General features: G+C 53.8%; 12 protein-coding genes. 2 read left to right on the top strand and 10 right to left on the bottom strand.

Annotated elements, in window-relative coordinates; all coding sequences use genetic code 11:
- Positions 1-82 precede the first annotated feature (82 nt).
- Positions 83-1,708, bottom strand: coding sequence for a bifunctional diguanylate cyclase/phosphodiesterase (locus tag PHN51_06385; protein MDD2818406.1), 1,626 nt, complete (start codon positions 1,706-1,708; stop codon positions 83-85).
- A 127-nt stretch (positions 1,709-1,835) separates the two neighbouring features.
- On the opposite strand from PHN51_06385, the gene PHN51_06380 reads away from it, so the two are divergent.
- Positions 1,836-2,966, top strand: a complete 1,131-nt coding sequence (locus PHN51_06380; GenBank protein MDD2818405.1) for a class I SAM-dependent methyltransferase — start codon at positions 1,836-1,838, stop codon at positions 2,964-2,966.
- On the opposite strand, the gene tsaD is transcribed toward PHN51_06380, so the two are convergent.
- The 8 genes from tsaD to glmS are packed head-to-tail and all read right to left on the bottom strand — an operon-like array spanning position 2,946 to position 11,179.
- Entirely contained in the window at positions 2,946-3,992 is a 1,047-nt protein-coding gene (tsaD, locus tag PHN51_06375) for a tRNA (adenosine(37)-N6)-threonylcarbamoyltransferase complex transferase subunit TsaD (protein ID MDD2818404.1), read from the bottom strand. The two genes, PHN51_06380 and tsaD, sit on opposite strands and share 21 nt — an antisense overlap.
- The gene (rimI, locus tag PHN51_06370; protein ID MDD2818403.1) at positions 3,992-4,441 is read right to left on the bottom strand and encodes a ribosomal protein S18-alanine N-acetyltransferase; all 450 of its coding nucleotides are present in this window, start codon (positions 4,439-4,441) and stop codon (positions 3,992-3,994) included. The genes tsaD and rimI overlap by 1 nt, the downstream gene beginning before the upstream one ends.
- Positions 4,438-5,154, bottom strand: a complete 717-nt coding sequence (gene tsaB, locus PHN51_06365; protein ID MDD2818402.1) for a tRNA (adenosine(37)-N6)-threonylcarbamoyltransferase complex dimerization subunit type 1 TsaB — start codon at positions 5,152-5,154, stop codon at positions 4,438-4,440. Before tsaB ends, rimI begins: the two co-directional genes overlap by 4 nt.
- A complete protein-coding gene (gene tsaE / locus PHN51_06360; GenBank protein ID MDD2818401.1) occupies positions 5,148-5,612 on the bottom strand; it encodes a tRNA (adenosine(37)-N6)-threonylcarbamoyltransferase complex ATPase subunit type 1 TsaE in 465 nt (154 codons plus the stop codon). Before tsaE ends, tsaB begins: the two co-directional genes overlap by 7 nt.
- Positions 5,603-6,697, bottom strand: a complete 1,095-nt coding sequence (locus tag PHN51_06355; GenBank protein MDD2818400.1) for an alpha/beta hydrolase — start codon at positions 6,695-6,697, stop codon at positions 5,603-5,605. Before PHN51_06355 ends, tsaE begins: the two co-directional genes overlap by 10 nt.
- Positions 6,694-7,824, bottom strand: a complete 1,131-nt coding sequence (alr, locus tag PHN51_06350) for an alanine racemase (GenBank protein ID MDD2818399.1) — start codon at positions 7,822-7,824, stop codon at positions 6,694-6,696. Before alr ends, PHN51_06355 begins: the two co-directional genes overlap by 4 nt.
- Complete coding sequence (locus tag PHN51_06345; GenBank protein MDD2818398.1) at positions 7,821-9,335, bottom strand: NAD(P)H-hydrate dehydratase; 1,515 nt, start codon at positions 9,333-9,335, stop codon at positions 7,821-7,823. The genes alr and PHN51_06345 overlap by 4 nt, the downstream gene beginning before the upstream one ends.
- A gap of 2 nt (positions 9,336-9,337) precedes the next feature.
- The gene (gene glmS / locus PHN51_06340) at positions 9,338-11,179 is read right to left on the bottom strand and encodes a glutamine--fructose-6-phosphate transaminase (isomerizing) (protein ID MDD2818397.1); all 1,842 of its coding nucleotides are present in this window, start codon (positions 11,177-11,179) and stop codon (positions 9,338-9,340) included.
- Positions 11,180-11,218: 39 nt separating this feature from the next.
- Between glmS and PHN51_06335 the strand changes: the two genes are divergently transcribed.
- A complete protein-coding gene (locus PHN51_06335) occupies positions 11,219-12,181 on the top strand; it encodes a DUF389 domain-containing protein (protein ID MDD2818396.1) in 963 nt (320 codons plus the stop codon).
- Here the strand turns inward: PHN51_06335 and glmM are convergent.
- Complete coding sequence (gene glmM, locus PHN51_06330; GenBank protein ID MDD2818395.1) at positions 12,132-13,481, bottom strand: phosphoglucosamine mutase; 1,350 nt, start codon at positions 13,479-13,481, stop codon at positions 12,132-12,134. The two genes, PHN51_06335 and glmM, sit on opposite strands and share 50 nt — an antisense overlap.
- Position 13,482: the final 1 nt, after the last annotated feature.

The raw sequence follows: 13,482 nt of genomic DNA, 5'->3' as shown, positions 1-13,482 counted from the left end.
CCCCGGTGGGGAGTGCCAGAACAGAATCTACGCCGGCGGTTAGCACTCCGTCAAGTCGAGTGCCAGCATGCCGTGTTCGCTCTCAGAGAGGTTGCGGCATGCCCAGATGCCAGCCCTGCCCAATCTCGACTCCGCAGTCCAGGAGGAGTTCCGCCTGCTCTTGGGTCTCCACTCCCTCAGCGATCACCTGGCCACCGAAGATCTCCCCAATCGCTACCCCTACGCGAATGAGCTCCTGCGCCCGCGGCTCGCTGATATCCGCCGTGAAAGATCGGTCCAACTTCAGTCGGTCAAACGGGATGTCTTTAAGAATTGCCAAGGTTGATGAGCCCGCACCAAAGTCATCAATGCTGATCTTGATGCCGAACGCCCTTAATGCACTGATGAGTTCATGGAAGGCACCTTGATCGTGAGCAATCGCGGTTTCGGTGACCTCGATGACCATCTGAGCAGGATCAACTGCGTACTCAGCAAGCGCTGACTTCACGGCACCGATGTAATCGTGTTGAGTAAGCGAAGTTTTTTGACTGACATTTACTGCAACGGTTTGCCCAGGCTCAGTGAGCAGTACTGCTGCCTGACGACAGGCCTCGCGAATGACCCACCGGTCAATTTTTGCGATCACGCCTGTTTCCTCGGCCGCGGTTATGAACTCGAACGCTGGAATGACACCGCGATCGGGATGCACCCATCGCACAAGCGCTTCAAAACCGAGCACCCGTTGATCATCCAGACTGACGATCGGCTGGTAGTACAAGCAGAATTCATTTCCAGCCAACATCTCATCAATGCGGGCTGTGAGCTCTGTGCGCACTCGTGCATAACTGCGCATCGCAGCATCGAGAACTAGATCACTGTGGCGAATTTTGGCCTGGCGCACTGCAAGTCGCGCACTTTCAAACATCTCGCGACCCGATTCAAAATCACCGACGGTCTCAGTTGTGGCAACACCAATTTGTGTATGTAAAGAAACGAAGTGATCGCCAACCGGACGAGTCGGATCCAGTAACTTGCGCGTTCGCTCAATTAACAATGCCGGATCTGTTTCGGTTGTGATGATTCCAAAAACCGTTCCTTTAAGGCGTTCGACATTTGCTTCGCCAAACTCACTTCGGAGCTCTTCCAGCACTGAAGTGATGAGGCGATCGCCTCCGTCGTAACCAAACTCGGCATTGAGTTGATCAACATCGAGCACCTTGACGAACACCATTGCGCCTTGATTGATGATGCCAAGGGATTCTGCGCGGTCACCAAGTCGCTTAATCGCCGAAGCCCAGTCACGAAGCCCCGTGCGTTCAGAACTAAAGGAATCAACTCCGACAGGATCTGAATGCACATGCTGCCGCGTAACGTCGCGATACAACCAAATATGTTCGAACACTTGGCCGTCTTTTACTCGAGGGCGATAGTCGCGTTGTAGCCAGCGACCATCAACGGTTTCCCATTCGTCATTACTAACCGACGTTTGTCCGGCCACAATTGCGCGCGTTTCAGTTAGCCATTGTTGTGACTCTTTAAACATTGCAGCTGTTTCTACTGCTGATGCATCGCAATCGCTACCCACCATGAGTTCGGGATCTAAGCCCGGAATGAAAATGTCCGTGAAGGCCTTGTTCGCGAATTTCACATGTCGCGATTCATCTTCGACCAGCACACCTTCATGAAGGTGCCCGAAAACTACATCCAGGCGGGTCTCTTCAATTGGCACCTGCGAAGTTTGCCACCCCCGCCCGTTGAAAGCCAGACAGAACGCGTGGAACGATGACGGCGTGTGGATCACTTCTGAGCACGGACAACGTGTCCGGACAAAAGCCATACAACTATTGTCCGGACAATTGTCCGATCCACTGGCTGCGAACACTGCACTTCGCAAGGCTCACCCCGAACTTGCCGCTGATCAGATCGCGGCCGCTTTAGACCAAGCAACGCTGTTTACTCTGGCATCAGATCGCTATGGAATCGATGCCACTGCCCTCTTACTGACGCGCGACGGGCTCGAACAAGGCACTCGGCCAGAAGTGGCAACGTTCCGTGCGCAACTCATAAAGAACATTGGCGCTCACACTGTGATCGACATGTCAGCTGGTCTGGGGTTTGATGTACGCGCATTCATTGAACAGAGCCTCAATGTCATCGCAATCGAACGCGATCCAGTAACAGCTGCATACCTACGAGCGAACGCTCCTGAAGCAACGATCATCGAAGGTGACAGCGTCACATTGATTGATGAATTACTTCCACAACTGTCGTCTTCTGATGTGGTGTTCGTTGACCCTGCACGGCGTAGCGGGCGACGCACTCTTGATGGTTCACGCGCACATCCAGAGCGCGATCCAGAACGCTGGTCGCCTTCGTGGTCATTTGTAACTTCACTTGCACAGCGCGGAATACGAGTCTGTGCAAAAGTTGCGCCGGGCTTTTCTCCCACCCTTCTTCCCTCTGGGTGGTCAGGCATCTGGACCTCTATGCACCGCGATGGCGTTGAAGCCATGGTGTTCTCGTGGAGTGATGGCCCATTGCGCACCGCACGCTTGATTGATGAGCAGGTAACTGACTTCAGCGGTAGTGGAGTCGTAAGTGCAGAAATTTCTCCAATACTGACGTTCCTCTATGAACCCGATGTTTGCCTAGTTAATGCTCAACTACTCGATGTTTTCTGCCACGCACTCAGTGGGCTTCAACGCATTGATGCTGATTCCAATTGGCTGACTTCCCATGAACCCGTCACCCACCCAATGGTGCGTCGCTATCAGGTATTACACACCTTGCCCAACGACATCAAAGCGTTGCGAAAGTCGCTGGTCAATCTCAATGTCGGTGACATCACTATCAAAAGCAAAGGCATGAACATCAATACAGATGCCCTTCGCAAGGAATTGAAACTCCCAACCGGATCTCCGGGAACGATAGTGATCACGACTGCTCGAGGAGCGCGAACAACAGTGTTAGTGCATCACGACGGTTGAGACAGGCATGACCGACAGCGTTGGAAAACCCAAGGGCGTTGGTGCCACACCTTGCCGAACAAGCTTTGAGCCAAGAGCCGCCACCATTGCGCCGTTATCGGTACACAACTTTGGGCTTGGCACCCGCAGAACAATACCCGCAGCATCACAGCGCTCCTGCGCCAGCACACGAAGTCGACTATTGGCTGCCACACCTCCCCCAATCACGAGGTGTTCAACTCCATATTCCTTGCACGCAGCAACAGCTTTCTTCGTCAGCACATCGACCACTGCTTCTTGGAAAGATGCCGCAACGTCGGGGACCGAAATTGCATTGCCAGCTTTCTGCTGCTGCGCTATCCATCGAGCAACAGCAGTCTTGAGACCACTGAATGAAAAGTCGTATTGATGTTCAATCAGATCTTTACTCGCAGTGAGCCCACGCGGGAAGGCAATTGCGTCGCGATCACCATCTCGAGCGGATTTATCAATCCATGGACCGCCGGGGAACGGCAGACCGAGAATTCTTGCGATCTTGTCGAAGGCTTCACCCGCAGCATCGTCAATTGTCGCGCCAAGGGAGGTCACATTTTCAGCATCATCTCGGACAAGCAGCAAAGAAGAATGACCTCCTGAGACCAACATGCCGATCGCTGTTTCAGGTAGTGGCCCGTGTTCGAGTTCATCGACAACCACATGACCGGCAAGGTGATTGACTGCATACAACGGAATGCCCAACGAGCTTGCTAACGCTTTTGCCGTTGCTGTGCCAATGAGTAGCGCACCAACCAGACCAGGGCCGCCCGTCACAGCAATGGCATCAATATCGCGCAGGCTCACTCCAGCATCACTACACGCAAGTTGAATTGTGGGAACCATGGCTTCCACATGAGCACGCGAAGCGACCTCAGGAACGACGCCACCAAATCGAGCATGCTGCTCCACGCTTGATGCAACTGCATCGGCAAGCAACGTTGAACCCCGCACAATGCCAACGCCAGTTTCATCACAGCTTGTTTCAATGCCAAGAATCAATGGCTCATTCATCAGGCCACCATCCGCAAGGGCTTTTGGATCATGACTATTGCGTCTACCCCAGGAGCGTAATAATCGCTACGAATATTGAGTGACTCAAATCCAAAGCGTGCATACAACGCGAGCGCTGCTGAGTTATCGGAGCGCACTTCCAGCATGAGTTGTTCACATCCTTGATTCTGTGCATTACATATCAAGTCGTTGAGTAACTGTGCTCCTAGTCCTCGGCCTTGAGCAACCGGGTTGACCGCGATTGTTTGGACATCAGCCTGCGGCGCAAGTGCAAACAGCCCGTAGTACCCAAGAATCGATTCGGTTTCTTTCGCGACAACATAGGTTCGCGTTGGTTGAGCTAACTCAGACCAGAACTGCTCTTTGCTCCAAGCATCAACGGGAAAGAGTTGCTGCTCAAGGGCGTGCACTTCATCAATATGCCACCAGCGCATTGGTTCAAGAATCATTTGGTTGGCTCCACTGCATCAGGGCGCCGAACATAGAGCGGATATGGCGCTAGGAGATGCTGCCCTTGCAAGGCAAGAGCGGTTGCGCCGTCGTCGTGCCCGTGCGTTGAAAGCTCGGCACGTGCTTCACTCACGACATTGCCAGCTTGCAAGTGATGCAAGGCAAATCGTCCAATATCGCGCGCATCGGGATACGCAACAGTGTCTGCCAATTCCCCGTGGAGAGCTTCCAAATGCTCGAGAGCGACATCACCGAACCATGGAAGTGATCGAACCTCAGCGGCTATTTCACTTGGCCGTTGCACATGCGGTCCAGAAATGCGCACACCTTCAGCGTCATATTGCGCCCAGTAGACCTCTTTGCGGCGAGCATCGATTGCACACGCAAAGGATTGATCAACCGCATCAGAGGCTGCTAGCGCCATCGCATCCAGTGAACACACACCAATCACGGGAACTTCCCAGACCAAGCCATACGCCTGGGCTGAACTCACGCCAACGCGTAAACCTGTGTAGGCCCCTGGGCCAACTCCTACGGCGATGGTGGTCACCGCTGGCGAACCCGAAACCTGCAGTGCCTTGTGCACCATCACTGCGAGCACTTCAGCATGATGTCGCGCATCAACGTGCACATCATGAGCCAGAAGCAGGTCACCATCCAGCACCGCAACTGAAGTTGCTGGAGAAGACGTATCTATTGCCAGCATCACCATGGTGCGCTCAGCTCATTGAGTGCTTCCATATTCCAGCGGTGGCCAACACCGGTGAAGTCGACTGTTCGCGTGTCATCATCATCATCTGATCGCGTAATAGCAATGGTTAAACGATCATCAGCGAGCTGTTCAACCTTTCCTTCACCCCACTCGACCACGGTGATGCTGGTATTGATGTCAGCATCAAGATCAAGCTCATCAAGTTCGACTGTGGATCCCAATCGATAGGCATCAACATGAACAAGCGGATGGGTGCCATCCAAATGAGCGCGGGCGATCACAAAGGTGGGGCTGGTAATCGAATCGGAAATGCCCAAGCCAAGGCCTAACCCTTGAGTGAACGTGGTCTTACCCGCACCCAGATCTCCAACCAGCACCACGAGATCACCTGGCAAGAGGTGTCGCGCAACATGCACACCTAACTCGTGCATCCGTTCGCGCGTTTCAACTACGACCACAGTGATGCTGCCTTAGGTGACTGCTTGCCAAGACTTGCTTCCACTCGCTGCAACTGTTCAAGGAGCACTTGATTGACTTCATCGTGGTGCTCAATTCCCACCATATGACCGCCATCATGAATGACTGCGAGTGTGGATCCTTGAATTCCCGAAGCTAATCGTTCGCTGAACACCACAGGCGTGAGTCGGTCAGCATCGCCGACGACAACCAGCACATCGCACTTGGCAAACTGAGGTAGCACCCCATACTTATCGTGTTCTTGTAACGCTGGCAAGAACTCGGCGAGTACATCTATTGGTGTGTCATCGATCATCCCAGCGACAAATGCGCTGGCTTCTTTAGAGGGTCGCGACCCAAATGAATATGCGCGGAAAATCATTTCGGAAATATCGCCACCTGCACGGCGACTCACTTCAACAATGCCTTTTGTTTTTGCCAGAGCCGATGCCATCACTGGTGCTGCTCGATGCACCAGTGAGCGCATCACTGCAGGCATACCAAACGTCACTTCCGTGAGTCCGCCTGCCGTTGTTGCAATAAAGGTAATCGCCTTGATTCGTTCGCGAAAGAGTTCGGGGCGCTGTTCAGCTAAGGCCATGATGGTCATGCCGCCCATAGAGTGACCAATCAACATCAACGGGCCTTGTGGTGCAAAGGCATCAATGAGTTCACTCAGGTCTTGACCTAACTGATCAACGGTGTCAAAAGCAACCTGCGAACTGCCTGACTTTCCATGACTGCGTTGGTCATAGGAAATTACTCGAGCGCGATCCTCAAGCACTGCGCGTTGAAACACCAGCGACGCTGAACTCAGCGCGTACCCATGACACAGAATCACCGTCAGTGGGTTTTTATCTCCTGTGAGTCCATCAATTTCAACATGCAGTGTGGTTCCATCACCGGTAGTGAACTCATGAACCTGCGGCGTAAAGGTGGGCAAGAACCAATCAGCGTCTGAATGCATAGTTCGAGCAACCACACGACGCTGCACCGCTAAGCCAATTGCAGCTCCTGCTGCGACAGTTCCTACAGCAATCAAACTACCGCCAGCGATTTTTAAAACACCCGGAACACTGGGGCTCATGCTTGACCTTGGTAATCGCGCGGGATTCGTGATCCGATGCGTGTGACAATTTCATAGCCGATCGTGTTACTGGCGCTACCCCAGTCATCAGCCGTTGGCGCTCCCGTGTGAGCGTCACCGAAAATCACGACATCATCACCCGCGGCAATATCTCCCACCGCATCGGGCAATGCGATCACAAACTGATCCATCGCTACTCGACCAAGAACATCACATTGCACGCCATTGACCATCACGTATGCGTTCTGAGCCGACCGTGGAATGCCATCGGCATAACCCACAGGCACCAGCCCGATGCGAGTTGGCTGCGTTGCAGTCCAGGTTCCGCCATAGGAAACTGATTGACCAGCAGGGATGGTTTTCACATGCGCCAACTTGGCATGCAAAGTCATCACAGCCTTGAGATCAAACCGCTGCGCACTGGCTGGATCAAGTGGGGAAACGCCATACATTGCGATGCCGATACGCACCATGTCGAATTGAGTATCAGGGTAGGCCAGCGCACCACCACTGTTTGCCAGATGAAGTAACTGCGGCTCAAGTCCTTCAGTCTTGGCTATTGCCACCCCCTGAAGGAAACGCTCACGCTGCTGCGCCACAGACGGATCGTTTTCGTAACCGGCATTGGCAAGGTGTGACCAAATACCAACGACTTCTATGCGCCCACGTGATTGCAGCGCTCTCGCGGCGATCACTAGTTCATCCCATTCCGACAAGTCAGCACCGTTACGCGAAAGACCAGTGTCAAGCTTCAAGTGAATTCGCGCAACAGCGTTAGCGTGCGCAGCTGCTTCTGTCACTTCAATCAGTGACCACATTGATGAAACAGAAATCTGAACATTGCGTTTGAGACATTCAACTAAATCTGGGTCCCCTGGTGTCCACAACCACGCCAACACCGGGCCTTCATCACCCGATTCGCGCAACTCAATGGCTTCACGAAGCAGAGCAACACCGAGATACTCAGCTTCTGCTGCTCGAGCAGCTTGCGCCACCTGAACCAGACCGTGGCCGTAGGCATCAGCTTTCACCACTGCCAACACCTGCGAATGAGGAGCGGCCTTACGAATGAGCGCGAGATTGTGACCAACGGCGCTCAGGTCAATAACTGCCCGTGCTCTGGTCATGAACCCATTCTCCCCGGTCGCCGAACTGCAGCAACAGCCGCCGGTAGCGCCCCAAGAATGTGCGTAGCTGTTACCGGCAGCCCGCCCACCGAAGCCAAACGCCCTGCCTCACTGTGCAGCCACACCGCAGCAGCTGCGACCTCAGCGGCAGTGGTGTCATCAATGTCTTCGTCAGTACGCGCCACGGCCCCAGCTAGCAAAGCGCCCAGGAGACCACTCAACACATCGCCACTACCCGCGGTTGCAAGCGCAGGTGTACCAAGAACATCGATAAATAGAATTCCGTCAGGGCTCACCACGATTGTGCCTGAACCCTTGAGCACCACAATCGCATTCAGGTCTCGCGCACATTCATAAGCTGCACCCAAACGATTGACTTCAAGATCAGCATCACTCAACCGTGCGAATTCCCCCTCATGCGGAGTGATGATGGTCGGGAAATTGCGATCGATCACTGCCGCTCGTAATTCATCGTTGTTAGCTATCGCAGTGAGCGCTCCTGCATCCAGCACTACGGGTGTTGAGCATCGCAACACTGCAAAGATCGCTTCATCGTCATGTGGTGCACCACTAAATCCTGGGCCTACCACCCATGCGCGTACCCGTGAGTTTGATGCTGGGTCTGCAATGGTGGTGACAACAGGAGGATGGGCGAGGACTACATCGCGAGCCAAACCATCGCCGCGATCGAAGTACTCCACCATGCCAATGTCCGCACACGATGCCGCAGCCGTGGTCAGGAATGCGGCACCTGGGTACTGCTCGCTACCTGCGAGCAGGCCCACAACACCGCGACGGTATTTGTAATCGCTGACTTCAGGTTCAGGCACCCACATCGCAACATCGTTGGCATCAAGAATTCCACCGCACACCTCAAGAGCATCAGTGACGCCGATATCGACGAGTCGCACTCCCCCAGAGAACTCTTTACCTGGATTCACGAGTAAGCCTGGCTTCACTCCACCAAAGGTCACCGTTTGATCTGCATCGATGACTTCGTTTGCAATCGCACCAGTGTCTGCATCAACACCAGTAGGTACATCGACAGACACAATGAGGCCAGGAATTGAGCGCGTGGCCGCAACCATTTCATCCATCGGTGCACGCAGGTCGCCTGTTGCGCCAATTCCTAAAAGCCCGTCAATAACGAGATCTGCGTTTTGTAGTTCGCTTTGTGCATCTTCATCCCAGGGCAGCAGTAACCCACCTGCCGCAACGAGAGCCTGCGCTCCAGCCTCATGAAATGTTGACGATGAAGTGATCGCAACGACCCGCACCCCGCGACGCAGTAATTTCGCGCCAGCAAAGAGTGCATCTCCGCCGTTAAAGCCCGATCCAACGAGCAACACCACACGTGCTCCAACAACACGGCCGAAGACTTGTTGCAAGAGGTCGATGACGGCAGCAGAAACGCCATGCGCTGCTCGATCCATTAACGCGCCACTTGCGAGCTCTTCGGCGTGCACCTGTTCGGCTGCTCGAATGGCTGCGACGTCGTGCAGGGTAATCATGGTTATTCCACAGTGACGGACTTAGCCAAGTTACGTGGCTGGTCAACGTCATGACCCTTAGCTGTTGCCATCTCACACGCGAATACTTGAAGTGGCACGGTGGAGACCAATGGCTGCATTAATGGCGGGACTACCGGAACACGAATGATGTGATCACTAAACGCGACAATCTTCTCGTCGCCTTCTTCAGCAATCGCCACGATATGCGCACCACGCGCACGCACCTCTTGAATTGCGGAGATGACCTTGTCATGCAGGAAGTGACTTGGCGAAGGCACGATCACCACAACCGGCACGCCGTCTTCAATGAGAGCAATCGGACCATGCTTCAACTCACCTGCAGCGAAACCTTCTGCATGCATATAGGCAAGTTCTTTGAGTTTCAATGCACCTTCAAGTGCAACAGGGAAGCCCACATGGCGGCCAATGAAGAGCACTGACTTTGCATCGGCAAGTTCGCGAGCGATTGCGCGAACTGGTTCAACTGTGTCGAGCACTAGGTCAACTGCTTGTGGCATGTTGTCGAGCTCGGCAAGAATTGTGCGAATCTCATCACTGCTCATCGCCCCACGGACCTGAGCCAAATACAGCCCAATGAGATACGCGGCGATGATCTGAGTAAGGAAAGCCTTAGTCGAAGCAACCGCAATTTCTGGGCCTGCGTAGGTGTACAGCACACCATCACATTCACGTGGAATCGTTGAACCAACTGTGTTACAAATCGCAAGTGTTCGAGCGCCCTGTTCTGCCGCATGCCGCAAAGCCATGAGCGTGTCCATGGTTTCACCTGATTGCGAGATCGCAATCACAAGAGTTCCTGGACCAACGATTGGATCGCGGTAACGGAACTCGCTTGCCACCTCCACTTCAACGGGAATGCGAGTCCAGTGTTCAACTGCGTATTTCGCAACGAGGCCTGCGTGATACGCGGTGCCACAGGCGACCACGACAACCTTGTCGATGCCGCGAAGATCTTCGTCAGACACACTCATTTCATCAAGTTGTAGACGACCTTCTTTGGTCATGCGACCGCGAAGCGAATCAGCAACAGCCTTCGGCTGTTCAGCGATTTCCTTCAACATGAACAGGTCGTAGCCACCTTTTTCCGCGGCAGACGCATCCCAATCAACCGTGAATGGTCGAACAGGTGCAATCTCGCCGAAGAAGTCGGTGACCGTTACGCCATCAGGTGTCAGGGTGACGATTTGGTCCTGACCAAGCTCCAGCGCATTGCGCGTGTGATCAACGAAAGCGGCAACGTCGGAAGCAAGGAAGTTTTCACCATCGCCAACACCAACAACCAGCGGTGAATTACGGCGAGCTCCAACAACAACATCTGGATAGAGCGGAGAAACAGCAACGAGAGTGAAGGCGCCTTCAAGCTCTTTACAGACTTCACGCATGGCAACCGTGAGATCGCCTGCACTTGGCAACACACGTGCGAGCAAATGCGCAACGACTTCAGAGTCAGTATCAGAAGAAAGTTTCACGCCCGCATTTGTGAGTTCTTCACGAAGTTCGGTGAAGTTCTCAATGATGCCGTTGTGGATGATCGCGACCGATCCATCTTCGCTGACATGCGGATGAGCATTGCGATCGGTTGGGCCGCCGTGGGTAGCCCAACGGGTATGGCCGATGCCGGTGGTGGAGTCAGGAAGTGGGTCTTCGCCCAACAGGGTTTCCAGATTGACCAACTTGCCGGCCTTCTTACGGGTATCAAGAGCGCCATCAGCCAGCACTGCTACTCCCGCAGAGTCATAGCCGCGATATTCCAGCCGGCGCAGGCCAGCCACGACGATCTCCAGAGCCTGCTTTTGCCCGACATATCCCACGATCCCGCACATAGGGCCCAGCCTACGGGGCGCACGGTGTTGGATAGGCCCATGCTGAGCCTGCGCGTGAGTACAACTGTCCAACTCAGCCCTGCCGTGGAATCGCTGCTGATCTCTGAGGCCCACATCAGTAGCTTGACCGTGCTGCGCGGAGCCAGTGTGCAACCCAAGGGTGACGTGTTCATTGCCGATATCCCCCGCGAGCGAGCCAATGACATCGTTGATCAACTTCGGGCCCTAGGTGTGCATTACGAGGGCACTATTGCCCTCAACCACGTGGAAACCTGGATTTCCCAGACTGGCTACCACGTAGAGGAACAGGCACCCGGGCAAAGCGCAGATGCCGTGGTCTGGGCTGAGGTCACCGAACGGGCCTACGACGACAGTGAACTCAATTGGACCTATCTGAGTTTCATGATTCTTGCCACCCTCTTGGCCTCCATAGCGATTCTTACCGATTCAACAATCGTGCTGATCGGTGCGATGGTTCTTGGCCCAGAGTTCGTGCCGATTGCCGCCTTAGGGCTGGCCTTGGTACGCAAACGCCCAATGCTCCTGCGTCAGGCGCTGCGCACGTTAATCATTGGGTTCACGATTTCAATTGCGTTCACCACCGTGGTGGCAGTCATCTTGAATCTGACCAACATCGTGGACTTCAGCGAATTAAATTCAGCTCGACCTGGCACCAATTTCATCTACAACGTGAACTGGTGGTCACTTGCGGTTGCGGTTATCGCTGGTGCCGCTGGCGTGCTCTCGCTTACCTCGTCAAAAGGCAGTGGGCTCATCGGAGTATTTATTTCTGTCACCACAATCCCAGCATCCGGAAATATTGCTCTGGGGGTGGCTTATGGGGTGTGGAGCCAAGTCTTAGGTAGCAGTGCCCAGTTGATAGTGAACATCACCGGTATGGCTATCGCTGGTTGGCTGACCTTGGTACTTCAGCAAAAACTTTGGAAGAGCCCTATCCAAGTGAAAGCTCGGCCAACACCACGGCAGCGAGCTGATCAGTAATTCGTTGTGCAAGCTCTTGGCTCGGCGCTTCAACCATCACGCGGATAACCGGCTCTGTTCCTGATGAACGCAGCAATACTCGACCAGTTGCACCAAGTTCAACTTCCGCAGCAGTAACTGCCGCAGCAACACTGGCATTGTTTACTAATGCTGCTTTATCAACACCGCGTACATTCACAAGAACTTGAGGCAGCTTCTCTACTCGCGCAGCTAATTGCGCCAGCGATTCCTTGGTTTGCGCCATGCGTGCCATCAAATGCAGTGCAGTAAGTAAGCCATCGCCAGTGGTTGCGTGTTCAAGCATCACGACGTGGCCACTTTGTTCACCACCGAGAGCAAGGCCATCAGCCTTCATTGCCTCAAGTACGTAGCGATCACCAACACCGGTTTCAATCACTGTGATGTTGTGAGCTTGCATTGCAATCTTGAATCCAAGATTTGCCATCACGGTTGCAACAACAGTGTTGTTGGTGAGTGTTCCGGCATCACGCATCGCAATAGCCAGAATCGCAAGTATGTGATCGCCATCGATTTCATTGCCATCAGCATCAATAGCAAGACAACGATCAGCATCGCCATCATGGGCAATACCAAGATCAGCTTTGTGTTCGCGCACTGCAGCCTGCAGATCACCAAGGTGGGTACTGCCGCAGTTGTCATTGATATTTAAGCCATCTGGTTGCGCATGAATGGCAATGACGTGCGCGCCTGCGCGTTCATATACATCTGGAGCAATGAAAGAGGCTGCACCGTTAGCGCAGTCAACAACAACCTTGATTCCATCAAGTCGATGCGGCGTTGATGCCAACAACATCTCTTCATAGAGAACTGCAGCATCTGCTTCGACGACTACGCGACCAACATCGCCGCCAAGCGGTCGATCCCACTCTTCACCCATACGCGCTTCGATGGCATCTTCAATGACATCGTCGAGTTTGTGTCCACCGCGTGCGAAGAATTTAATACCGTTGTCAGGCATTGGGTTATGGGATGCCGAAAGCATCACGCCGAGATCACATTCAAGTTTGTCGGTTAAAAATGCAACCGCCGGTGTCGGTGTCACTCCTAAGAGAATGACATCAACACCGGCGCTTGCTAAACCTGCTACAACTGCTGCTTCAAGAAATTCACCGCTTACGCGGGAATCGCGACCAACAACAGCGCGGGGACGATGGCCTTCAAAGGCACCAACATCACCCAGAACATGGGCAGCTGCAACAGCAAGATCTAATGACAGTTCAGCGGTGAGATCGCGATTAGCGAGCCCGCGCACTCCATCAGTGCCGAAGAGCCGACCCAAT

This window comes from Candidatus Nanopelagicales bacterium (genome assembly GCA_028687755.1).
Taxonomy (GTDB): Bacteria; Actinomycetota; Actinomycetes; order S36-B12; family S36-B12; genus UBA11398.
The sequence above is the reverse complement of the archived record's forward strand: the minus strand, read 5'-3'. Positions and strand labels throughout refer to the sequence as shown.

Bases quoted from the DNA above. Each gene is read 5' to 3' on its own strand.
- tsaD (MDD2818404.1), bottom strand. From the start codon at position 3,992: ATGAATGAGCCATTGATTCTTGGCATTGAAACAAGCTGTGATGAAACT.
- rimI (MDD2818403.1), bottom strand. From the start codon at position 4,441: ATGATTCTTGAACCAATGCGCTGGTGGCATATTGATGAAGTGCACGCC.
- tsaB (MDD2818402.1), bottom strand. From the start codon at position 5,154: ATGGTGATGCTGGCAATAGATACGTCTTCTCCAGCAACTTCAGTTGCG.
- PHN51_06355 (MDD2818400.1), bottom strand. From the start codon at position 6,697: ATGAGCCCCAGTGTTCCGGGTGTTTTAAAAATCGCTGGCGGTAGTTTG.
- alr (MDD2818399.1), bottom strand. From the start codon at position 7,824: ATGACCAGAGCACGGGCAGTTATTGACCTGAGCGCCGTTGGTCACAAT.
- PHN51_06345 (MDD2818398.1), bottom strand. From the start codon at position 9,335: ATGATTACCCTGCACGACGTCGCAGCCATTCGAGCAGCCGAACAGGTG.
- glmS (MDD2818397.1), bottom strand. From the start codon at position 11,179: ATGTGCGGGATCGTGGGATATGTCGGGCAAAAGCAGGCTCTGGAGATC.
- PHN51_06335 (MDD2818396.1), top strand. From the start codon at position 11,219: ATGCTGAGCCTGCGCGTGAGTACAACTGTCCAACTCAGCCCTGCCGTG.